The following is a 21310-nucleotide window of genomic DNA, read 5'->3' as shown; positions in this document are numbered from 1 at the left end:
CGCTGACCGAAGCCTGCTGCAGTTCGCCTAACTGCTCCTCCATGATGATCATCATCTGGTGCACCGCGTCGGCCACATCGGCGGACGTCACGCTCGCCTCCTGGCTGCGGCCCAGCATCATCTGGTTGGTGCTACCCACCGTGCGGCTGGCCTTGATCACCTGCCCCACCACCGCGTCCAGGCGGTCGATGAAGCTGTTGATCCAGCGCGCCATGTCACCGCTCTCGTCGTTGGCCATGGTACTGGTGTCCAGGCGCTGGCGCAGGTTGCCTTCGCCCTCGGCGATGGTGCGCAGCACGCCGCTCATGCCATTCAGGCGTGCGGCCAGGCGTTTGGGGCCGAGCACACTGAACAGCAGCGTGGCGGCGACCATGCACAGCGCTTCAAGGGCATCGTTCAGCCCCTGTGGCAAACCGGCGTAGTGCTGCACCAGGTAATTGCAGCCGAACAACCCGGCCATGGTTGCCACGTAGGGTTTCATCAGCCCGTAGCTGAGCGAGCGGCGGCGGTAGACTTCTTCCAGGTCGGCTTCGCACATCATCCCCCAGCGGTCTGGCGAGCCGGGCAACTGGAACGTGACGCCCTTGCCGACCACCGGCACATGCCGGTAGTCCGAGTAGCCTGGGTAGGTCACGAACAGGTTGGCGCCGTGACGGATGGTTTCCCGCACACCGGGGTGCAGTTCGCGGGTCGAGGGGTCGGTGAAGCGCAGTTCCAGTTCGGTATGGCGTTGGATCTGCACCGTGCTCCAGGGCGTGTGCACGCCGCTCTTGAGGTTGTCGCCATGGGTGAAGGTGCCGTCCTCGAAGCGCGAACGGGACAAAGCAGTACCTGGCTGGATGGTGCGGTCGAAGTGCGATTGCGCCATGAACAGGTAATTGTCGCCAGACTCGGCATAGATGTGCCCGGCCTCACGCTGGATCAGGTCGCCCAACACATCGTTGGGCACCCGCCCACACAGGCAGCCGACGGTTTTGCCTTGGTGCTTGAGTGGCTGGTAGAACATCAGCGTCACCTCATCGTGGAAACGCGACGATGACGGGCCGATCTGCAGCGTCAGCGGGTCGCTGTAGGGGCCGTGCAGGAATGGCGCCTTCAGGCCCTGGGCCAGTGCCTGCAGTTGGTCGATCCGCGAGTTGCCGCGCTTTGCCCAGGTAGAGGCGATGACATTGCCAGCGGCGTCGATCACGCACAGTTCGGAAAAGTCTTCAGCCTGGGCCAGCTTGTCGAGCAACAGCGACCGGTCGGCCTCACTGCAACCTGGGGCCATGTGCTGCGCCAGTTCCGCCAGATGCTCCCACTGCTCACGGGCCCAGTTGTGCAGCAACTGCACGCGCGTCTGGGCGATGGCCTCGAAGGTTTGCTCGATCACGGGATAGTGCGCGCGGTTCAGGCGACAGGCCCAGCCCATGCTGATCTTGCCGGTTTTACCGAACCAGGGCAGCCAGCCCTTCTCGCTCGATGACAACTGCATGGAACTGCTTGAAAGCGACATTGTTTTCACCATACGCGACATCGGATGGCAAAGTGACAGCAAGTTGCAAGCCAACTCGTATGCAAGCTAACTATTCGCGCTTTCCTGCGTTCGACACTCCCCGCATGCGCACCGGCGTGGTGCGCCTGTTCACGCGCGCCCCATCACGGGGCGGTTGCTCCAGCGCCGCCAAGCCAGGCGGCCGCAAGTGATCGACCAGTTGGCCAGGGCAATTACCAGCAGCAACTGCAGCAACGCCGGCATGCCTGCCTGGACGATGACCTTGCCGGCCAACAGCGGGAAACCGAACACGCCCACGAAATAGGCCAGGCTGAACAGCACCAGCGACTGGGCGGTCTGCCCGGCGGGCGCTTCGTTGGCCGCCAGGCCGTTGATCACCGAATAGGTCAGGCCATAGCCGACACCCAGCACCACTGCCGCCAGCACATAGGCCGCCGTGCTGTCGACGCCGTACATGAACATCAGCACCGACAGCACCATCAACGCCGTCAGCAGGCAGGCCATGCGGTACGGGTCACGCTTGACGATAAAACCGGCAATCAGCAAGCGGCAGGAGATCGCAGCCGACATGAAACCGAGGAAGAACAGCGAGTAGTCCAGCTGCCTGGCGCTGGCGTACGAGGTCTGAAAGCTCGACAACCCACCGAAGATCGCGCCGCCCAGGCCAACCATCAGGATGGCAAAGGCCGCTTTGGAAGACAGTACCGCACGCGTGGCTGCCGGGGTGATCTTGCACACCACCACGGCGCCGGTCTTCAGCTGCTGCATGCGCGGCCCCATCAGCAGGAACATCACGCCACCCAGCACGCTCGCCGCGGCTGCAGCGACGAAGGCAGCCTCCACCGGGTAACCCAGCGCCTGCGCCGCGCGCCCCAGCAACGGCCCGGTGCCGATGCCGGTCATCATGCTGCCCGAGAGCAAGGCAAAGTATTTGACCCGCCGTGCCGGCTCGATCAGCTTCGCCACGATGATCGGCCCCAGCGTATAGAACAGGCCCCAACCGAAGCCCAGCAACAAGCCACACAGCAGGATGGCCGTACCGAACCCTGGGGCGGCGGCAAAGCCCAGGCAGGCCGCGGCGAGAAACACCGCGCCACCGGCCACGGCCTTGGGCGCGCCAATCACGTCAGTCAGGTGGCCGGAGAAGATCACCGCCAGAAACGTGCTGAGCATGGCGACGGAGATCACCGTGCCGGCATCGGCTTCGCTGGCACCGTGTGCGCGCAGGGTCATTGCCAGCAGGAAGGTGGTGCCGTAGGACAGCGAAAGCAGGTAGCTGCTCAGGCAAAAGGTGGCGAACAGGCCATTGGCAGGTGGTTGACTGGCAGACATCAGGCATTCCGGTTGTTTTTGTCGAGTGCCCGGTTTTTAGCACGGGGTGACCGGCGTTTGGATACGAAAGCAGCGGAGTGAAGCGTGGCAGACTCATACCTATCAGGCTCAGGCGAACTCAGGAGGCTTCAACTTGAACCCAGACCTTACCCTTCGCAGGGCCGAATTTGCTGACATCGAGGCGATCAAGGCGCTGGTCCAGGCGGCCTACTCGCCCTATATCGCCCGCATCGGCAAGCCGCCGGCTCCGATGCTGGATGACTATCGCCAGGTGGTGGCGGATGCAGAGGTGCATGTGGCACTGCAAGGCGCGCAGGTGGTGGGCGTGCTGGTGCTGGAGCGCGAAGGCGATGAGATGCTGCTGGCCAACGTTGCGGTGTCGCCCGCGTGCAAGGGCCGGGGGATTGGCAAGGTGCTGATGCAGCTGTGTGAAACCCGCTCACGGCAAGCAGGGTGCAATGCCGTGCGGCTGTATACCCATGAGCGGATGACCGAGAACATCGAGATCTATCGCAGGCTTGGCTATGTCGAGACGCACAGGGCTGAAGAACAAGGATTTGCCCGGGTGTTCATGCGCAAGGCCTTGTGACGCCTGCTCCGGCCTCTTCGCGGGTAAACCCGCTCCCACAGGGATAGCACTGTCATCGGGACCTGTGCAGTACCTGTGGGAGCGGGTTTACCCGCGAAGAGGCCGGCCCAGTCGACCCATCACTTGCGCCTGAGCACCGGCAAGCGCACCAGCGACCACCCCGCCTCGGACTCGGCCAACGCCAGGCGAATGCCATCGCGCGGCAAGGTGTTCAACAAGGCCTGGGCCAAGTCGCCGACCATCCAGTTCGCTGTGTTCGAGGCAATCACCCGCCCGTCCGCCGAGATCAGCACTGCCTCATGCTCCAGGCGCATCAGGCTGCGCACCAGCAGGCGCTCGACATTGTGCAGCGACAGGTCCAGCCCGGCGACGCCGATGAACCGGCCCTGTACCTCGATCGGCATGGTGAAGGTCAGCACGTACATGTTGGTGCCGTACAGGTCCACGTACGGCCCTTCGACCACGCTCTTGCCGGTCTTCATCGGCCGGCTGTACCACGGCATTTCGGTGTAGTCGTAGTAGTTTTCGCGGCGCCGGTCGAAGTTCGGCCGCAGCGGCAGGGTCTTGCCGCCGTCGGCCAGGTACCACCACTCCAGGTGCATCTCGCGGTCGGCCAGGCCGTTGGGCTCGACGATGATGCCGCCGCCACAGCCAAAGGCACCGGTGGTGAGCAATTGCTGGTCGATGGCCGGGCGCAGGGTCGCAAGGTCCTTGGCACACGGCTGGCGGCCCTCGGCCAGCACCCGCTCCCATAGCGCTCGGGTTTCTTCCACCAGCTGGCGAACCTGGCCGAAGATGGTCCCCAGGGTGTGGTCCAGCTGCTGGGCACAGGCTGACAGCGGGTCATTGTCGCTCAGGGCAAACATGGCATTACCTCACGCAGGTACAGCTTTGTTGTTATGGACGGCTCAGTCCTGCTCGTCGGCCAGCAGCTCCAGACGCAGGCTGATCAGGCGCTTGATGCCACGGCTGACATGGGCCTCGGCCAAGGCACCAGCCAACACCGCGTCACCGGCGACCAGCGCTTCGAGAATGGCTCGGTGCTCGTGTTCGACCACCGTCACGTCACCGCCGCCAGCGGCTTCCATCCACAGCAGTTCACCGACTTCCGACTGCAGGCGCATTTCCGCGCTGGTCAGGCGCAGCGACTGGGCGGCAGCAGCCACTTCGATATGAAAACGCGCATCGGCACGGTGCCGGGCCAGGCGCGAACCGGCCTGGCTGAGGGTTTCGATATGCTGGGCGATACGTGCCTGTTGCTCCGGCGAGCTGCGCTTGGCGGCCAGGCGCGCCGCGGTGCCGGAAATCGCCGTCTGTTCATCGCCCAGGTCGCGCAGGTCCGGGCCACTCATGTCGCGCAGGCGTTGCAGCAGCAGCGCTTCGGGCAACTCCACCGGGGCACAGACAAAGCTGCCGCCATTGCGCCCGCGGCGGGTCTCGATCAAGCCACGTTGGCGCAACACTACCAACGCTTCACGCAGGGTCACCGTGGCCACACCCAATTGCAGGGCCAGTTCCGATTCACTGGGCAGTTGCTGCCCCTCAGCGAACATCCCCAGCTCGATCGCCTCCACCAGGCGGCGCGCCACTTCATCGGTCCGCCCTTCCTGGCGCAACCGGATGAAGGCGGTGTTACGAGCACTATTCAGGGCAGTCATTGCCTCTCCCTATCGAGCATTGCCAGGCTTGGCGCGGGCCACAGCTAAAAGGTTCAGTTCCGCATCTTATAGCGAACGGGCCAGCGCCCGATACCGATTTGCCGGCCATTCTACCGCCTGGAAGTCGATTTTCGCAGTGGTTGGCAAACTAAAAATATTAAGATATGGTTTCATAGGTTTAGATTTCTACCAATAAGACCGACCAAGGAATCCGCCATGCAAACCAAACTCCTGATCAACGGCCAGTTGGTCGACGGGCAAGGCAGCCCGTACGCCGTGTACAACCCATCCGAAGGCACGGTGCTGGTGACTATCGCCGAAGCCAGCGCTGCCCAGGTGGATGCTGCAGTGCAGGCCGCCGACCAGGCCTTCGTCGGCTGGTCGCAGACCGCACCCAAGGATCGCGCCCAGTTGCTGCTCAAGCTGGCTGATCGCATCGAAGCCGAAGCCGCCCGCCTCGCCCGCCTGGAGTCGCAGAACTGCGGCAAGCCTTACCAGGCGGCGCTGAACGACGAAATCCCGGCCATTGCCGACGTGTTCCGCTTCTTTGCCGGCGCCAGCCGCTGCCTGTCGGGCTCGGCCGGCGGTGAGTACCTGCCGGGCCACACCTCGATGATCCGCCGTGACCCACTCGGCGTAATCGCCTCCATCGCGCCATGGAACTACCCACTGATGATGGTCGCCTGGAAGCTCGCCCCCGCGCTGGCCGCCGGCAACTGCGTGGTGCTCAAGCCCTCCGAGCAAACCCCGCTGACCGCCCTGGCGCTGGGCGAGATCATGGCCGAGCTGTTCCCTGCCGGCGTGGTCAACATCCTCTTCGGCCGTGGCCCGAGCGTTGGCGAGCCGCTGGTCAACCACCCCAAGGTGCGCCTGGTGTCGCTGACCGGTTCCGTGGCCACCGGCGCACGGATCATCGCCAGCACCGCCAGCAGCGTGAAACGCACCCACATGGAGCTCGGCGGCAAGGCGCCGGTACTGATTTTCGACGACGCCGACATCGATGCCGCCGTCGAAGGCATCCGTGCGTTCGGCTTCTACAACGCCGGCCAGGACTGCACTGCGGCCTGCCGCCTGTATGTCCAGCAAGGCGTCTACGAGCAGTTCGTCAGCAAGCTGGGCGAGGCCGTGGCCAGCCTGCGCATGGGCCTGCAGGACGACCCTGAAACCGAGCTCGGCCCGCTGATCACCCGCGAGCACCTGGAGCGTGTCGAAGGCTTTGTCGAGCGCGCCAAGGCTCAGCCGCATATCCGCCTGGTCACCGGCGGCCATCGGGGCGCAGGCGACGGCTTCTTCTTCGCGCCGACGGTACTGGCCGATGCCCGCCAGGATGACGAGATCGTCCAGTGCGAAGTATTCGGCCCGGTGGTCAGCGTCACCCCGTTTACCGACGAAGCCCAGGCCCTGGCCTTCGCCAACGATTCCGACTACGGCCTCGCCTCTTCGGTGTGGACCCGCGATGTCGGCCGCGCCAACCGCCTGGCTGCACGCCTGCAATACGGCTGCACCTGGGTCAACACGCACTTCATGCTGGTCAGCGAAATGCCCCACGGCGGCATGAAGCAGTCGGGCTATGGCAAGGACATGTCCATGTACGGCCTGGAAGACTACACCTGCGTGCGCCACGTGATGTTCAAGCACTGATTGTCGACTTTGGTCATAAAACATATAAAACCATAGGCAATATGGCATGGGTTCTGCTTCCGCCCATGCCCGAGCCTGAAAACAGCCGTCAACGTTACCTTCCGGCACAGGCCGGGGGTTCGGGCTTACGAGGTGTGTCACCATGCTTATCACCGGCATCAAAAGCCGCCCGGTCTACGACCAGCTGCGGCCCATGGCAGGCGGCCTACGCCACCTGATCGCGGGCCAGGGCAGCGGCGGCGCGGCCATGCTGCGCCTGATCGCGGACATGTCCCCTGCACAGCGCGCCCACAGCACCCTGCTCTACTCCACCGAGTCGTTCTCCGGGCACGACCACCTGCAGGCGTTGCAATCCGCAGAAGCGGCCGGGCTGGAGGTATTCCCCAGCAACCAGGCGCTGATCACCGCCCTGCGCGAACGCCTGGGCCAGGCCCACATGGGCACGCGCCTGTACCTCAGCGGCTCGGAAAGCTTCATCGGTACCGCCATGCAAGCCGCCAACGCGGTTGACCTGAACCGTGACGAAGTCTTGCGCGAACACAGCGGCACCCTGGTCCGCCGCGTGTGGTGCGCGCACTGCGACACCTACACCGAGAACGTCACCCAGCGCGTGTTCAGCTGCCCTGGTTGCCAGCTCGACCTGGTGGTACGCGACCACTATTCCCGCCGCCTGGCCGCCTTCCAGGGCATCAAGGCCGATGGCGAAGTCCCGGGCGAACTGCCAGCAGCCGAGGAGCTCGACACATGAATACCCATAACGGCACCCTCAGCGTGCGCGTCGCCCGCATCGAAGCGCTCACCCCGGAGATCACCCGCTTCACCCTGGTCGACCCGGCCGGCAAGCACTTGCCGGCGTTTTCCGGCGGCAGCCACGTGGTGGTGGTGCTCGAAGACGGCGACAAGACCCACCGCAACGCCTACTCGCTGATGAGCTCGCCCTACGACTCCAGCGCCTACCAGATCGCCGTGCGCCGGGTCAGCGATGGCCGGGGCGGCTCGCGCTTCCTGCATGACCGGGTCGCTGAAGGCGACCTGCTGCAGATCCTGCAGCCGGCCAACCTGTTCCCGCTGGCCAAGCACGCCCGCCAGCACGTGTTCATTGCCGGCGGCGTGGGCATCACCCCGGTCTACTCGCAACTGGAAGAACTGCAGCTCAAGCAGGCCACCTTCGAGCTGCACCTGGCCGTGCGCGGCCCCGAGCACACCTCCCTGGGCCTGGAACTGCAGGCACGCTACGGCGAGCGCGTGCATCTGTACGTGCAAGGTGTCGATGCGCGCATGGACATCCGCCACATCCTTGCCGACCGCCCCTTGGGCAGCCACGTGTATGTCTGCGGCCCGGACAGCATGATCGACGACACCCTCGACAGCGCCCGCGCCCTGGGCTGGACCGACAGCCACATTCACTACGAGCGCTTTGTCGAGCAAGGCTCCAGTGGCCAGCCGTTCAGCGTCACCCTGGCACGCCAGGGCGTGACCATCGAAGTACCGGCCGAACAGTCGCTGCTCGAAGCCGCCGAACAGGCCGGCTACAAGGTGCCCTACCTGTGCCGCGGCGGCGCCTGTGGCTACTGCGAGACCGAAGTACTGGACCTCGATGGCGAACTCGACCATCGCGATGACTGGCTCAGCGAGGAAGACAAGCTGAGCAAGCGCAAATTCATGCCCTGCGTATCCCGCGCCAACTGCAGCCGCCTGGTCGTAGACCTCTGAGACAGGAAAACAACAACATGACCGTATTCAAGCCGATCGAATCCTACGCCGACGCAGGCCAGGGCCACACCTACAAGAACAGCCGCGAAGCCGTGCTGCGCCTGCCCTTCCCGTACCCGGAAGACCAGTACATGTACTCGATGAACGTCGAGCCGCACGTACCGTTCGGCACCGGCGCGCTGCGCGGGCAGTTCGACATCGACGAGCACTACATCTCTGAATGTCACCACCGTGCACACACCCTCGACAGCCAGCCGGGCGTGCACTACGCCGCCCTGCCGCACATGATGGAAGCCCAGTGGGACCTGCTGGAGCTGCTGATGGAGTCGTACTCGCGCGACTACCCCGAGCACTTCACCCTGGAGAAAAAAGGCAGCCAGTGGCACTGGATCAACCGCCCGCTGCAGATCGACCAGACCTTCACCTTCGGCGATGCCAGCACCCTGCCGATGGAGCCGATGGAATACATCACCCGCCAGGCCCAGGGCGAGTTCATTCTCCTCGAAGAGCGTGACGACACCCTGGTGATGGGCGCCGGCATGGCCACCCAGCGCGCCGACTACTCGCTGCGCTTCAACCTCGGCATGAGCTTCATGGAGTTCCACGGCCCGGTGCCCAAGCTGCATGAAATGGGCATCCTGCAGCGGGCGCTGAAGTTCCTTCTGCGCCTGCGCCCTGGCCACCCGGTACGCCGCACCAACTGGTCGATCACCGTTGACCCGCGCCTGGAAACCTCCGCCGAAACCCTGCCCGACTGGGCCCCGGAGCGCACCACCATTACCGCCGAAAACGCCGGTGAACGGGTCAACCTGCGCATCGAACTTCAGCCCCTGCACCGCCTGCCACGCAGCAACGCCGTGCTGTTCCCGGTGCGGACCTACCTGGTCAGCCTGCAGGAACTGGCCGAGTTCGCGCCGCAGTGGGCCAAGCGCATGCACCGGGTGATCCGCGACCTGGACCAGCAACTGGTCGACTACAAGGGCTTCACCCGCTACCGCGATGCCATGGTCAGCTGGCTGTCGCAGTACGACGACGGCACCCCGGTCGACGAAAGCCAGCAGTAACCCGTACCCTGCGCGCGCCGACCACCGGCGCGCGTCTACCCAATGCTGTGCATGCCATTCAGGTGTTAGCCAATGAAAACAATAAAACACTGCTTGCCCGAGAGCTGGAGCCTGGTGTTCTCCGCCGCCGCGTCTGCCTACGGCGTCGGCCTGCTCGGGCTGTGGGCCTTGCCGTTCCTGATCAGCGCCATCATTCACGACTTGCAACTCAACGAAGCCCAGGCCGGGCTGCTGATGTCGGCCGAATTCGGCTTCACCATGCTCGCCTCGCTGCTGGTCGCCCCGTTCATGGGCCGCGCACCGCGGCGCACCCTGGCCTTGGCCGGCACCGTGCTGGCGATTGCCGCCAACCTGCTCAGCGCGAATGTCGACAGCATTTATGCACTCGCGGCAGTCCGCTGCGTGGCGGGTATTGGCGCCGGCCTGGCACTGGCCTGCGGCAACGCTGCCGTGTCCAGCGCCAAGCACCCGGACCGGGTCGCCGGGCACATGAACGTGCTGTCGGTGGTGCTGATGATCGTGGTGATGCTGGGCTATGCCAAGGTCATGGCTGCCCATGGCCTGCACGGTCTTTACTACGCGATGGCGGCGACCATGGCGGTGATGCTGCTGGCTATTCCGGCGATGGTGCAGCGCGCACCGGTTGCCGAGCCTTCGCCCCAGGCGTCAACCGGCAAGCCAGGGGCAGGCAACATCCTGCTGAGCCTGCCGGCGATCTGCATGATGCTGGCGATGTTCGTGTTCCAGGCCCGCGACACCATGGGCTGGGCCTTTGTCGAGCGGATCGGCACCATGGTTGGCTACAGCGGCGATGAACTGGGCGTGCTGCTGTCGTTCCAGTCGTTCGTCGGCCTGATCGGGCCGCTGATCGCCGCCATGGTCGGCAAGCGCTTCGGCATGAGCACGCCGGTGATCCTGGCGATTCTGCTGACCGGCGCAACCAGCCTCAGCTACGTATTGGGTGAGCACTCCAAGACCCTCTACACCGCCGGGGTAATGACCATCTGTATCACCTACTTTTACGCTCTCAGCTACCTCACCGGCCTGGCTGCAGCATTGGATCGCGAGGGGCGCGTGGTGGCTGCCGCCGGCAGTTTCCTCAGTCTCGGGCTGGCAGTAGGCCCGGCTATTTCCGGCGGGCTGATTTCGCTGGGTGGCTTCAGCCTGGCGGCTTGGGGCATCGGCGTGACAGTGGTGCTGACCTTGCTGCTGGTGGCGGTGCCACTGGCCAGTATTCAGCGGGAGCCTGGCATTGGGGCCGTTGCTGTGGGGGTTTGATGATTTGAGTGTTGGCCTTTAGGTGTTCGCCGTTGGGGGTGTGGCGCCTAGGAGATCGAGCGCCGCCCGCGCGGCGCATCGCGAGCTGCGCTCGCTCCTACGTTTGTTTCTGGCCAATTTTCCTGTGGGATTTGCGCGCGAACGCCTTGGTGCATGGCGCGATATTGCGTCGTACCAACAAGGCGGTCGCGCGCGCCTGTCACAGGCGTTACTGGCCCGAAACAAACGTAGGAGCGAGCGCAGCTCGCGATGCGCCGCGCGGGCGGCGCTCGATCTCCCAGGCGCCACACCGCTCACGGCGAACCCATGAGCTCACTCAAACTCCAGGCTATAACCCACCCCGTAGACCGACCGCAACGGATCGTGCTTCGGGGTGACTGCCGTGAGCTTGCGCCGCAGGTTCTTCACATGGCTGTCGACGGTGCGGTCAGCCACCACCCGGTGGTCCTGGTAGATGTGGTTCATCAGCTGGTCGCGGGACAGCACCTGGCCGGGGCGCGCCGCCAACGCGGCAAGCATGCGGAACTCTACAGGCGTCAGGTCCAGCGGCACGCCCTGGTAACGCGCCTGGAACGCACGGGCATCGAGCTCCAGCCCCAGGCTCGGCGCCTGCTGGCCGCTGCGGCGCAGCACCGCCTTGACCCGCGCGACCAGCTCGCGCGGGGAGAACGGCTTGCAGATGTAGTCGTCGGCGCCCAGTTCCAGGCCCAGCAGGCGGTCGATCTCGTCGACCCTGGCGGTCATCATGATCAGCGGCATCTGGCTGAAACCGCGCAGTTCACGGCAGATGTCCAGGCCATCGCGACCGGGCAGCATCAGGTCGAGCAGGACCAGGTCGTACTGGCCCTGGCGGATCGCCGGGATGACGGCCAGGCCTTCGGCCAGGTGATCGACGCTGTAGCCACCGGCACGCAGGTAATCCCCCACCAGGGCGGCGAGCTTGGGTTCATCTTCCACCAGCAGGATCTGGCTCATGCCTGGTCTCCGGCAACCGGGAGGGTAAGGGACAACAGCAAGCCGCCCAGGGCCGAGGCCTTGGCGGTCAGCTTGCCACCGTGCACTTCAGCGATGCCCCGGCAGATTGCCAGGCCCAACCCGGTGCCGCCACTGGCACGGTTGCGCGAGCGCTCGGCGCGGTAGAAGCGCTCGAACAGCCGCGCCAGTGATGCGCTGTCCACTCCCGGGGCGGTGTCTTCGCACTGCACCAGCACCTGGTCGCCGTCCTGGAATGCCCGCAGTACCGTGTGGCCACCTGCATCGGTGTAGCGGCGGCTGTTTTCCAGCAGATTGTGCAGCAACTGGCCCAGGCGCGACTCATCGCCCAGTACCCACAGTGGTTGTTCGGGCAATTCCAGGCGCAGGGCCAGCCCGCGCTCGGCGAAGCTCGCCTGGAATGCGTCGGCCACTACCGGCAGCAGCACGCACAGGTCGATGCGTTCGCGGCGATAGGTGGGGCCGCCGACCTCGGCCAAGGACAGCTCGAACAGGTCGTCGACCAGTTTGCTCAGCGCCCCCACCTCGCCCTGCAACGAGCGCAGGGCGTTGCCATCGAGCGGGCGAATGCCGTCTTCCATGGCTTCCAGCTCGGCGCGCATCACCGCCAGTGGGGTGCGCAACTCGTGGGAAATGTCCGCCATGAAATCACGGCGCAGGCGCTCGTTGCTGGCCAGGGTGGCGGCCATGCGGTTGAAGTCACCGGCCAGTTGCCCTGCCTCGTCGGCCGAGCGTACCGGCAGCTGGATTGCGTAATCCCCCGCCGCCAGGCGATGGGTAGCGCTGGCCACTTCGCGAATCGGCCGCAGCAGGGCGCGGCTCAGCCACCAGGCGATCACCGCCGTAGCCAGCAGGCAGGCCAGGCCGATCAGCAGGCTGGAGCGCAGCTGGTTGAGCTGGAAGCGCCGGTCACCGACGCTGGTGACCGACTGCAGCGGCGCCAGGGCCATCCAGCCGACCACCTGGCCCTGGTGGTGGATTGGCCGCAGCAGCATGTCGCTGCTGGCCGCCTGGTAGCCGATGATCGGCTGGCGCTGCTCATCGAGCAGGGCAAAGCGCACGAACGCGCCGGTCAGGTCGGAGACGGTCAGCAGGCTGGGGTCGAAGGTCTTGTCCGGCTGGGCATCGTCCGGGCGCAGCAGCTCGAACCACTGGTCCTTGTCGCGGCGGATGAAGTCCCAGCTGCCGTTACGCGCATAGGCCTGCTCGACCCGCGGCACGATACGGTCCATACGTTCTTCGGCCTGCTGGTTGAGGTAGCCGAGAAAACCGTACTTCAGGCTCAGGTAGGCGGCGAACACCATGCCCAGCACGGCAAATGCGCACACCGCGAGCATGGCGATGAAGAACTTGCGGGAAAGGCTGAGTTTCATGGCACCGCCGGCACATTGGAATTGCCGCTATTGAAGCGCGCAGGCCCTGCTGCCGCAAGGCGCGCCGGGCAATCTCCACGCTTTCTGCACATTGCCTGCACAATTGCCGCGCACGCTTGGGCCATCGAAATCTTCTGGCTCGGAGCCTGCGATGCCTACGTTATTCCACTCCCTGATGCTTGCCCGTTCGCCCTTGGCCCGCGCCTGGTTGCTCAGTGCCGGCCTGCTGGTCATTGGCGGTTGCCGCGAGGCCGAGACCGCCGCCCCGGCAGCCCCATTGCAAGAGGTCGCCGTGTACGAAGTGACCAGCGCGGCACAAGCCCTGACAACCACCCTGCCCGGCCGTGCCAGCGCGCACCTGATTGCCGAGATCCGCCCGCAGGTCGGCGGCATCATCCAGCAACGCCTGTTCAACGAAGGCGACACGGTCAAGGCCGGCCAGGCGCTGTACCAGATCGACCCGCAGTCGTACCAGGCCGCGCTGGCCCAGGCCAAGGCCACCGTCAGCTCTGCCAACGCCACGCTCAAGGCGGCGGAACTCAAGGCCAGGCGCGATGCGCAACTGGTGAAGATCGACGCCATCAGCGCCGAGGACAACGAAAGCGCCCAGGCCGCCCTGCTCGAAGCCCGCGCCAGCCTGCAATCGGCCCAGGCAGCGCAGCGCACGGCGCAGATCAACCTCGACTACACCCGTATCAACGCACCGATCGCAGGCCGCACCGCCACTTCGTCAGTCACCCCTGGCGCGCTGATCACCGCCGAGCAAACCACCGCCCTGACCACCGTGCAGCAACTGGACCCGATCTACGTCGATTTCACCCAGCCCAGCAGCACGCTGTTGCGCCTCAAGCGCGAGCTGGCCGACGGCAAGCTGGCGCCCAGCGAGCAGGCAGACGCCACGCGCATCAGCCTGGAGCTCGAAGACGGCAGCACCTACGCCCATGCCGGCACCCTCACCTTCAACGGCGTGAGCGTGGATGAAAGCACCGGCAGCGTGACCTTCCGCGCCGTGGTGCCGAACCCCGACGGCCTGCTGATGCCGGGCATGTACCTCAAGGCCACCGTCCAGGAAGGCGTGCAGCACGACGCCATCCTGGTGCCGCAACAAGCTGTCAGCCGTGACGAACGCGGCGGCGCCACGGCCCTGGTGGTGGTCGACGGCAAGGTGCAACAGCGCGAGCTGACCCTGGCCCGTGCGGTGGACAACCGCTGGTGGGTCAGCCAGGGCCTGGCGGCCGGTGACCAGGTCATCGTCCAGGGCTTGCAGAAGGTCCGTGTCGGGCAACAGGTGCAAATCCGCGACAACACCCTGACCGCCCATAACGACAGCAACTGAGGCGTATTACATGGCACGTTTCTTCATCGACCGGCCGATCTTCGCCTGGGTCATCGCCATCCTGGTGATGCTGGGTGGCGGCCTGGCCATCTTCAAGCTGCCGCTGGCGCAGTACCCCAACATCGCTCCGCCGCAAATCAGTCTCAGCGCCACCTACACCGGCGCGTCGGCCAAGACCATGGAAGACTCGGTGACCCAGGTCATCGAGCAACAGATGACCGGCCTCGACGGCCTGACCTACATGTCGTCGAGCAGCAGTTCATCGGGCAGCGCCAAGATCACCCTGACCTTCGAGGCCGGCACCGACATCAACACCGCGCAGATGCTGGTACAGACCAAGCTGGAGCAGGCCAAGGCGCGGTTGCCCGACACGGTGCAGCAGCAAGGCATCGAGATCCACAACTCGGCCAGCGACTTCCTGATCATCGTCTCCCTGGTGTCGGACAACCCCGACATCGGCGCCACGGACATCAGCGACTTCATCTCCAGCACCCTGTACGACCAGATCAGCCGGGTCAGCGGTGTCGGCGAAGTGACCACCCTGGGCTCGAGCTACGCCATGCGCATCTGGCTCGACCCGGACAAGCTCAAGCAGTATGCGCTGATGCCATCGGACGTAAGCAGCGCGCTGGAAGCACAGAACGTCGACACCTCGGCCGGCCAGCTCGGCGCCCTGCCCGCCCGCGCCGGGCAACAGCTCAACGCCACCATCAACGCCCGCAGCAAGCTGCAGACCGCTGCACAGTTCCGTGACGTGGTACTCAAGCACAACAGCGCCGGCGCGGTGGTGACCCTGGCCGACGTGGCCCAGGTCGAACTGGGCAGCGAGAGCTACGACGTGATCGCCGAGCACAACGGCCGGCCGTCTGGCGGCCTGGCGGTAAGCCTGGCCACCGGCGCCAACGCCCTGGACGTTGCCGACGCGGTGCAGGCCAAGCTGGCCGAACTGCAGCAGTTCTTCCCCAGCAAGCTGCAATTGCGCAGTGAGGTGGCCTACAACACCGCGCCGTTCGTGAAGATCTCCATCGAGGAGGTGGTCAAGACGCTGTTCGAAGCCATCGCCCTGGTGGTGCTGATCATGTACCTGTTCATGCAGAACCTGCGCGCCACGCTGATCCCGGCCATCGCCGTACCGGTCGTACTGCTCGGTACGTTCGGGGTGCTGGCCCTGCTCGGTTACTCGATCAACACCCTGACCATGTTCGGCATGGTGCTGGCCATCGGCTTGCTGGTGGACGATGCCATCGTAGTGGTGGAGAACGTCGAGCGCATCATGGCCGAAAAAGGCCTGGCACCCCGCGAGGCGACGCGCCAGTCGATGGGCGAGATCAGCGGCGCGCTGGTCGGCATCGCCGTGGTGCTGTCGGCGGTGTTCATCCCCATGGCCTTCTTCGGCGGCTCCACCGGGGTGATCTACCGGCAGTTCTCGGTGACCCTGGTCGCGGCCATGGCCCTGTCGGTGCTGGTGGCCATGACCCTGACGCCAGCGCTGTGCGCCACCCTGCTCAAGCCGCTGGCCGACCACGGCGTCACACGGCGCGGCTTCTTCGGCTGGTTCAACAGCAATTTCGAGCGCATGTCCGAGCGCTACCAGCGAGCCGTCGGCAAGGTGCTGGCGCGGCCACTGCGCAGCCTGCTGGTGTACGCCCTGGTGCTCGGCGGCGTGGTGCTGATGTTCCACAAGCTGCCGACAGCGTTCCTGCCCGAGGAGGACCAGGGCATGCTGATGATGCAGATGACCCTGCCAGTCGGCGGCACCGACCAGCGCCTGCAGGCGGTGAGCCGCCAGGTGCAGGACTACATGCTCGAGCAACCGGAAGTCGATTCGATCCTGACCGTGCGCGGCCTGGGCAATGGCGGCAACGCGCAGAACTCCGGGCGCGGTTTCATCAAGCTCAAGGACTGGAGCGAGCGCCAGGGTGACGAACACAGTGCGGCAGCCGTGGCACGCCGGGCCAACATGGCGCTGTCGTCGATCCTCGACGCCAACGTCTTCGTCATCGCCCCGCCGGCCATCCAGGGCCTGGGCCAGAGCTCCGGTTTCGATGTGCAGCTGCAGGACCTCGGCGGCCTCGGCCATGCCGAGCTGCTCAAGGCGCGCAACCAGTTCATCGCCCTGGCCGCCAAGGACCCGCGCCTGGCCAACGTGCGCGCCCAGGGCCTGGAAGACACACCGCAGCTGAACGTCGCCATCGACGACCGCAAGGCCGGCGCCATGGGCGTTGCCGCCAGCGACATCAACGCCACCCTGAGCACGGTGATGGGCGGCAGCTACGTCAACGACTTCATCGACGCCGGGCGGGTGAAGAAGGTCTACCTGCAAGGCGAGGCCGACAAGCGCATGCAGGCCGAAGATATCGGCGCCTGGTACGTGCGCAACGACAGCGACGCCATGGTGCCGTTGTCGGCCTTCACCAGCACTTCATGGAGCACCGCCTCGCCGCTGCTGGAGCGCTTCAACGGTTTCGGTTCGTACGAGCTGGTGGGCGAGCCGGCAGCGGGCGTCAGCTCCGGCGATGCCATGACCGCAGTCGAGCAGATCATGGCGCAATTGCCCAATGGCATCGGCTACGCCTGGGCCGGGCAGTCGTATCAGGAACGCCTGGCCGGCAACCAGGCACCGCTGCTGTACGCCATTTCGATTCTGTTCGTCTTCCTGTGCCTGGCTGCCCTGTACGAAAGCTGGTCGGTGCCGTTTGCCGTGATGCTGGTGGTGCCGGTGGGCATCCTGGGCGCGCTGCTGCTGACCGGCCTGCGCGGGCTGGCCAACGACGTGTACTTCCAGGTCGGGTTGCTGACCACCGTGGGCCTGGCGGCGAAGAACGCGATCCTGATCGTCGAGTTCGCCAAGGAAGGTTACGAACGCGGCCAGGACTTGCTCACTGCCACCCTGGAGGCCGTGCGCATCCGCCTGCGCCCGGTGCTGATGACTTCGCTGGCGTTCATCCTCGGCGTTCTGCCGCTGGCACTGAGCAGCGGCGCCGGCGCGGGCGGGCGGCAGGCGATCGGTACCGGGGTGCTGGGTGGCATGCTGGCCGCCACCGTGCTTGGCCTGTTCTTCATTCCTTTGTTCTATGTGCTGGTGCAACGCCTGGCCGGGCGCCGCGCCAACAGCACCGCAACCGTTGCAGGAGAAGCCTGATGCGCCTGTCCCCCCTCTTGCTGGCGCTGGCCCTGACCGGCTGCGTCAACCTGGCCCCCGACTACCAGCGCCCGGTGGCGCCGGTGGCCGAGCAGTGGCCGACGACCACCGGTAACAGCGCGACCAGCGCCGACATCAGTTGGCAATCGCTGTTCGTCGACAGCCGTCTGCGCGACACCGTAACCCTGGCCTTGGCCAACAACCGCGACCTGCGGGTGGCGGCACTGAACGTCGAGTACCAGCAGGCGCAATACCGCATCCAGCGCGCCGCGATGCTGCCCGCGGTGTCGGCCACGGCCGATGGCACTCGCCAGCGCGCGCTGTCCAATGGCACGACCTCGGTCAGCAGCCAGTACAGTGTCGGCCTTGGCGTCAGCAGTTACGAGCTGGACCTGTTCGGGCGCCTGGGCAACCTCAAGGACGCTGCCCTGGAACAGTACCTTGCCCTGGAGCAGACCCGCCGCAGCACCCAGATCAGCCTGGTGGCCGAGGTAGCCAGCGCGTGGATGACCCTGGCCGCTGACCAGCAGCTGCTCAAGCTGGCCAACAAAACCTACACCAGCCAGCAGAAGACCTACGCCCTGGTGCAACAGAGCCACGGCCTGGGTGGCGAGTCCGGGGTGAGCCTGGCCCAGGCCCGCAGCACCGTGGAGTCGGCCCGCGCCGATGCGGCGAATTACGCCAGCCAGGTCGAGCAGGACCGCAACGCCCTGGATTTACTGGTTGGCCAACGCGTCGACAGCTCACTGTTGCCGGATGACAGCCAAAGCAATGCCGCGCTGCTGGTCAGTTTGCCTGCAGGCCTGCCCTCGACGCTGTTGCAGCGCCGCCCCGACGTACTGGCCGCCGAGCACACGCTGAAGGCAGCCAACGCTGACATCGGCGCGGCCCGGGCAGCGTTCTTCCCCAGCGTCACCCTCACCGCCAGCGGCGGCAGTGCCAGCAGCCAGTTGTCCGGGCTGTTCAAGGGCGGCAGCGGCGCCTGGAGCTTTGCCCCGTCGATCAACCTGCCGATTTTCAACGCCGGCAGCAACCGCGCCAGCCTCGACGCGGCCAAGGTCAGTCGCGAGATCGAAGTGGCCACCTATGAAAAGACCCTGCAGACCGCCTTCAGCGAAGTGGCCGATGCGCTCTCGGTACGCGCCCACATCAATGAACGGCTCGACGCCCAGCGCAACCTGACCGATGCCACCCAGACCAGCTACAACCTGTCGCTGGCACTGTACAAGCAAGGTTCGGACAGTTTCCTCGATGTGCTCGACGCCCAGCGCTCGCTCTACTCCGCGCAACAGTCGTTGATCAGCCTGCAACTGGCCGAGCAGGTCAACCGGGTGACCTTGTACAAGACGCTCGGCGGCGGCTGGCAGGGATAAGACAATTTTCACATCCGCTTCACTATTGGGCCACAAAGCCGAGGATAAGGTGCAGCCAGCCTTGTCCTCGGAGTGGCAGCATGCTGGAAAATGTAATTGCGACGCACCCGCGCCTTGTGCGCCAGAAACGCCGGAAACTGCCTGTTGTCTGGCTGCTGGCGTTGCTGCTGGCGTTCACGGCGTTCGGCCTCTGGCACGTGCTGCGCACGCATGTCACCAACCTGGGCAGCTCGCAATTGATGAGCGAACAGGGCGTCTACAGCGCCTGGAACAGCGGCAAGGTGATTGTGCTGATCCGCCATGCCGAGCGCTGCGACCGCTCCAACCATGCCTGCCTTGGCGACCCTGCCGGCATCACCGTAGACGGCAGCCAGGCCGCAGCCGCTGTCGGCGATGGTGTCCGCCGCCTGGGCCTGGCCAACGCCGATATCCTCAGCAGCCCGGAAGTCCGCACCCAGCAGACGGCCTCGTTCGTCTTCGGCAAGGCCATCGAAACCCAGGACTGGCTGGCGCGCTGTGACAGCACCTTTGCCGACGCCGCCCTGGCGCACAAGCGCGAAGGCCACAACCTGGTGCTGGTCACCCACAGCGGCTGCATCGACCACCTCGAACGCCAGCTGCGCGTAGCGGGCGGCGAACGGGTTGCCGGCTATGCCAGTGCACTGTTCGTCAGCAAAGACAGCAACGGCAAGGCACACTTGCTCGGGCAACTCAACGCCAACCAATGGCAGACACTCAACAGCAGCACAGGGAAGTAAGCATGCCCGTTTCGTCACGCACCACGTTCTACGTCAACAACTTGCTATTGCCGCTGTTGCTCGCCGCGATCACCTTCCTGCTGTTCGACCTCACCACGCTGGACCGCTGGATAAGCAACCTGCTGCTCGACCCGGTCAGTGGGCAATTCCCGCTGCTGCATGACCAGCTGTTCGAGAAAGTGACCCACAAATGGCCGCGCATCCTGCCGAACTGGACCGGCGAGGCGGCGATCATCGGCTCGCTGCTGTCGTTCATCTGGCCACGCCTGGCCAACCACCCCGACGCGCTGATCACCCGCGGCCTGAATGCCGCCAGAATCAGCCCGGTGCTGCGCTTTACCAGCCGCCATCGCCGCGACTTCCTGTTCGTGGTAGTGGCATTTGCCCTGAGCACCACGGTCATCCATTACCTGAAAAGCCACACCAGCGTGTATTGCCCGGTGGAAACCACCCTCTATGGCGGCCCCGAGGCGCACGTGGAGTGGTACGAGAACTTCCGCTGGTTCAGCAAGGCGGGTGAAGGTCGTTGCTGGCCGGGCGGCCACGCTTCCAGCGGTTTCACCCTGCTGGCGCTGTACTTCGTGGCGCTGCGTTACCGCTGGCAGCATGCACGCAAGCTGCTGGTGGCCATTCTGCTGATCGGCTTCGTCTACGGCACCACCCGCGTGCTGCAAGGCTGGCACTACATGTCGCATACCTTCTGGGCCGGGATTTTCGTGTGGCTGACCACCTGGGCCACTGCGCTGGGCTTCTACGGACGCGAGGCGCTTCAGGCTCCCGCCCAGGCCCCTTCGGACAAGAGGTCGGCGAACGCCTATGCTTGAGCAGTCTCACTGCTCAGGAACACCGACATGCCCAGCCCCGAAGACGCCCTGCTGCACAGCTGGCAGCACAACGCCCAAGCGTGGATAGACGCGGTACGTGGCGGCGCCATCGAGAGCCGCCGGCAGGTCACTGATCAGGCAATCCTGCTGGCGATCCTCGGTCGCCAGCCTGAACGGGTGCTGGACCTGGGTTGCGGCGAGGGCTGGTTGCTGCGGGCGCTGGCTGATCGCGGCATCGAGGTGACGGGCGTGGATGGCGACGCCGCGCTGGTCGAGGCAGCGCGGGCCGAAGGCTCGGCGCAGGTGCACCAGGCCAGCTATGCGCAGCTGGCCGAAGGTGAGGTGAATATCGGCAGCGGCTATGAGCTGATCTGCGCCAATTTCGCCCTGTTGCACCAAGACATCATTCCTTTGCTCGCTGCAATGAAAGCACTGCTGACGCCCGCTGGCGTGCTGGTGATCCAGACCCTGCACCCTTGGAGCGTGGCAGGCGGGGAGTATCAGGACGGCTGGCGCGAGGAGTCATTTGCTGGCTTTACCGGGGAGTGGCGGCCGATGCCGTGGTACTTCCGGACCTTGGCCAGCTGGCTGAATGCTCTGGACATGGCGGGGTTCAGGTTGCTGAGCCTGCAGGAGCCGCAGCATCCGCAGAGCCCGGTGCCGCAGTCGTTGCTGATCGTGGCTGGATAGCCTGTTCCGGCCTCTTCGCGGGCATGCCCGCTCCCACAGGTACCTCGCTGT

At 65.3% G+C, this 21310-nt stretch carries 17 protein-coding genes; 12 read left to right on the top strand and 5 right to left on the bottom strand.

The features are described from left to right. Positions 1-1624: 1624 nt before the first annotated feature. Positions 1625-2827: an MFS transporter gene (locus N430_RS20805; protein ID WP_110635018.1), complete on the bottom strand. Its 1203-nt coding sequence runs from the start codon at positions 2825-2827 to the stop codon at positions 1625-1627. Positions 2828-2960: 133 nt separating this feature from the next. Between N430_RS20805 and N430_RS20800 the strand changes: the two genes are divergently transcribed. Further along, the gene (locus tag N430_RS20800) at positions 2961-3416 is read left to right on the top strand and encodes a GNAT family N-acetyltransferase (RefSeq protein WP_110635015.1); all 456 of its coding nucleotides are present in this window, start codon (positions 2961-2963) and stop codon (positions 3414-3416) included. A 119-nt stretch (positions 3417-3535) separates the two neighbouring features. Here the strand turns inward: N430_RS20800 and N430_RS20795 are convergent, their stop codons facing one another. Both N430_RS20795 and N430_RS20790 read right to left on the bottom strand, forming a co-directional pair. Then, a complete protein-coding gene (locus N430_RS20795; protein WP_110635012.1) occupies positions 3536-4282 on the bottom strand; it encodes a cache domain-containing protein in 747 nt (248 codons plus the stop codon). A gap of 42 nt (positions 4283-4324) precedes the next feature. Then, entirely contained in the window at positions 4325-5074 is a 750-nt protein-coding gene (locus N430_RS20790) for a FadR/GntR family transcriptional regulator (RefSeq protein ID WP_110635009.1), read from the bottom strand. Positions 5075-5290: 216 nt separating this feature from the next. On the opposite strand from N430_RS20790, the gene N430_RS20785 reads away from it, so the two are divergent. From N430_RS20785 to N430_RS20765, 5 genes are all read left to right on the top strand, one after another. After that, positions 5291-6715, top strand: a complete 1425-nt coding sequence (locus N430_RS20785; RefSeq protein ID WP_110635006.1) for a gamma-aminobutyraldehyde dehydrogenase — start codon at positions 5291-5293, stop codon at positions 6713-6715. Positions 6716-6857: 142 nt separating this feature from the next. Then, positions 6858-7463 (top strand): dimethylamine monooxygenase subunit DmmA family protein, encoded by a 606-nt coding sequence (locus N430_RS20780; RefSeq protein ID WP_110635003.1) that lies wholly within the window; start codon positions 6858-6860, stop codon positions 7461-7463. Further along, the gene (locus tag N430_RS20775; protein WP_110635000.1) at positions 7460-8428 is read left to right on the top strand and encodes a PDR/VanB family oxidoreductase; all 969 of its coding nucleotides are present in this window, start codon (positions 7460-7462) and stop codon (positions 8426-8428) included. The genes N430_RS20780 and N430_RS20775 overlap by 4 nt, the downstream gene beginning before the upstream one ends. Positions 8429-8445: 17 nt before the next feature. After that, a complete protein-coding gene (locus N430_RS20770) occupies positions 8446-9492 on the top strand; it encodes a DUF3445 domain-containing protein (RefSeq protein ID WP_110634997.1) in 1047 nt (348 codons plus the stop codon). Between the two features lie 72 nt (positions 9493-9564). Next, positions 9565-10770, top strand: a complete 1206-nt coding sequence (locus tag N430_RS20765; protein ID WP_110634994.1) for an MFS transporter — start codon at positions 9565-9567, stop codon at positions 10768-10770. 312 nt (positions 10771-11082) lie between these two features. On the opposite strand, the gene N430_RS20760 is transcribed toward N430_RS20765, so the two are convergent. Next, the gene (locus tag N430_RS20760; protein WP_110634991.1) at positions 11083-11745 is read right to left on the bottom strand and encodes a response regulator; all 663 of its coding nucleotides are present in this window, start codon (positions 11743-11745) and stop codon (positions 11083-11085) included. Next, positions 11742-13136 carry an ATP-binding protein gene (locus tag N430_RS20755; protein ID WP_110634988.1) on the bottom strand — a complete coding sequence of 465 codons (1395 nt, stop codon included), beginning with the start codon at positions 13134-13136 and terminating at the stop codon, positions 11742-11744. Before N430_RS20755 ends, N430_RS20760 begins: the two co-directional genes overlap by 4 nt. Before the next feature lie 151 nt (positions 13137-13287). Here N430_RS20755 and N430_RS20750 point away from each other — a divergent pair, with 151 nt between their 5' ends. The 6 genes from N430_RS20750 (at position 13288) to N430_RS20725 (ending at position 21259) form a co-directional block, all read left to right on the top strand. Then, positions 13288-14472, top strand: a complete 1185-nt coding sequence (locus N430_RS20750) for an efflux RND transporter periplasmic adaptor subunit (protein WP_256592159.1) — start codon at positions 13288-13290, stop codon at positions 14470-14472. Between the two features lie 10 nt (positions 14473-14482). Continuing rightward, on the top strand, positions 14483-17614 hold the full coding sequence (locus N430_RS20745) for an efflux RND transporter permease subunit (protein WP_110634982.1): 3132 nt from the start codon (positions 14483-14485) through the stop codon (positions 17612-17614). Further along, positions 17614-18987, top strand: coding sequence for an efflux transporter outer membrane subunit (locus tag N430_RS20740; RefSeq protein ID WP_110634979.1), 1374 nt, complete (start codon positions 17614-17616; stop codon positions 18985-18987). Before N430_RS20745 ends, N430_RS20740 begins: the two co-directional genes overlap by 1 nt. A gap of 80 nt (positions 18988-19067) precedes the next feature. Then, entirely contained in the window at positions 19068-19745 is a 678-nt protein-coding gene (locus N430_RS20735) for a histidine phosphatase family protein (protein ID WP_110634976.1), read from the top strand. 2 nt (positions 19746-19747) lie between these two features. Further along, positions 19748-20569, top strand: coding sequence for a phosphatase PAP2 family protein (locus N430_RS20730; protein ID WP_110634972.1), 822 nt, complete (start codon positions 19748-19750; stop codon positions 20567-20569). Positions 20570-20596: 27 nt separating this feature from the next. Next, positions 20597-21259, top strand: a complete 663-nt coding sequence (locus N430_RS20725; protein ID WP_110634969.1) for a bifunctional 2-polyprenyl-6-hydroxyphenol methylase/3-demethylubiquinol 3-O-methyltransferase UbiG — start codon at positions 20597-20599, stop codon at positions 21257-21259. Positions 21260-21310: the final 51 nt, after the last annotated feature.

The sequence above is a fragment of the Pseudomonas sp. CC120222-01a genome, from assembly GCF_003097235.1.
In the GTDB taxonomy this organism is placed as follows: domain Bacteria; phylum Pseudomonadota; class Gammaproteobacteria; order Pseudomonadales; family Pseudomonadaceae; genus Aquipseudomonas.
Note: the sequence above shows the minus strand (reverse complement) of the source record. Positions and strands in the feature narration are given on the sequence as shown.

Coding starts and splice junctions, on each gene's coding strand:
- N430_RS20770 (WP_110634997.1), top strand. CDS start 8,446: ATGACCGTATTCAAGCCGATCGAATCCTACGCCGACGCAGGCCAGGGC.
- N430_RS20805 (WP_110635018.1), bottom strand. CDS start 2,827: ATGTCTGCCAGTCAACCACCTGCCAATGGCCTGTTCGCCACCTTTTGC.
- N430_RS20765 (WP_110634994.1), top strand. CDS start 9,565: ATGAAAACAATAAAACACTGCTTGCCCGAGAGCTGGAGCCTGGTGTTC.
- N430_RS20780 (WP_110635003.1), top strand. CDS start 6,858: ATGCTTATCACCGGCATCAAAAGCCGCCCGGTCTACGACCAGCTGCGG.
- N430_RS20790 (WP_110635009.1), bottom strand. CDS start 5,074: ATGACTGCCCTGAATAGTGCTCGTAACACCGCCTTCATCCGGTTGCGC.
- N430_RS20785 (WP_110635006.1), top strand. CDS start 5,291: ATGCAAACCAAACTCCTGATCAACGGCCAGTTGGTCGACGGGCAAGGC.
- N430_RS20745 (WP_110634982.1), top strand. CDS start 14,483: ATGGCACGTTTCTTCATCGACCGGCCGATCTTCGCCTGGGTCATCGCC.
- N430_RS20750 (WP_256592159.1), top strand. CDS start 13,288: ATGCCTACGTTATTCCACTCCCTGATGCTTGCCCGTTCGCCCTTGGCC.
- N430_RS20740 (WP_110634979.1), top strand. CDS start 17,614: ATGCGCCTGTCCCCCCTCTTGCTGGCGCTGGCCCTGACCGGCTGCGTC.
- N430_RS20760 (WP_110634991.1), bottom strand. CDS start 11,745: ATGAGCCAGATCCTGCTGGTGGAAGATGAACCCAAGCTCGCCGCCCTG.
- N430_RS20735 (WP_110634976.1), top strand. CDS start 19,068: ATGCTGGAAAATGTAATTGCGACGCACCCGCGCCTTGTGCGCCAGAAA.
- N430_RS20730 (WP_110634972.1), top strand. CDS start 19,748: ATGCCCGTTTCGTCACGCACCACGTTCTACGTCAACAACTTGCTATTG.
- N430_RS20755 (WP_110634988.1), bottom strand. CDS start 13,136: ATGAAACTCAGCCTTTCCCGCAAGTTCTTCATCGCCATGCTCGCGGTG.
- N430_RS20795 (WP_110635012.1), bottom strand. CDS start 4,282: ATGTTTGCCCTGAGCGACAATGACCCGCTGTCAGCCTGTGCCCAGCAG.
- N430_RS20775 (WP_110635000.1), top strand. CDS start 7,460: ATGAATACCCATAACGGCACCCTCAGCGTGCGCGTCGCCCGCATCGAA.
- N430_RS20725 (WP_110634969.1), top strand. CDS start 20,597: ATGCCCAGCCCCGAAGACGCCCTGCTGCACAGCTGGCAGCACAACGCC.